Source organism: Mesorhizobium sp. M4B.F.Ca.ET.089.01.1.1 (assembly GCF_004022605.1).
Taxonomy (GTDB): domain Bacteria; phylum Pseudomonadota; class Alphaproteobacteria; order Rhizobiales; family Rhizobiaceae; genus Mesorhizobium; species Mesorhizobium abyssinicae.
This window is the reverse complement of the sequence record NZ_RZOS01001149.1, coordinates 1-653: the sequence shown is the minus strand read 5'-3', so window position 1 is coordinate 653 and position 653 is coordinate 1. Positions and strand designations below refer to the sequence as shown.

Sequence of the window (653 nt, the reverse complement as noted above, 5' to 3'; positions counted from 1 at the left end):
GTCGCGCTACGTCCATGCCTGGGTGCATCTCAGCAGCAACAACCTGCGCCACCGCAGCCGCGTCTTCTTCTTCGGCGCGGTGGTGCTGCTGCTGGCCTGGGCGTTGTTCGCGTTGCACCTCGCCGGCGTGGGCTGAACGCTTCCGGCTGGCGCTATAGGTCGAACACGGCGATCTTGCGCTTGTCGAACTTGATGCCGATCTCGCCGCGCACCAGCTTCAGCGCCTGTTCGCCGAACACTGCGCGCCGCCAGCCCTGAAGAGCCGGCACGTCGGCATCCTCGCCCTCGGCCGCGATGCGGTCGATATCGTCGCTGGAGGCGAGCACCTTCGAGGCGACGCCTTCCTTTTCGGCGCCGATGCGCAACAGCACCTTGAGCAGCTCCGCCGCGGCACTCGAACCTTCGGGCGGCTGGAACGTCTTCGGCAGCTTCGGCATCGCCTCCTTGGGCAGGGCAAGCGCGGTGGTGACGGCGCCCAGCAGCGCCGTTGCGGTCGCCGAGCGCTCCCAGCCTTTCGGCGTCGTGCGCAGCCGGCCGAGCGCGGTGGAATCGCGCGGTGCCTGCTGCGCGATCTCATAGATGGCATCGTCCTTCAGCACCCGGCCGCGCGGCACGTCGCGCTCGCGCGCCTCGCGCTCGCGCCAAGCGGCGAC

General features: G+C 69.5%; 1 protein-coding gene. It reads right to left on the bottom strand.

Features of this window, described 5'->3' with window-relative positions:
- Positions 1–152: 152 nt before the first annotated feature.
- Positions 153–653: HRDC domain-containing protein (locus EN780_RS36510; RefSeq protein ID WP_189557104.1), on the bottom strand; the 501-nt coding region annotated here is incomplete at its 5' end.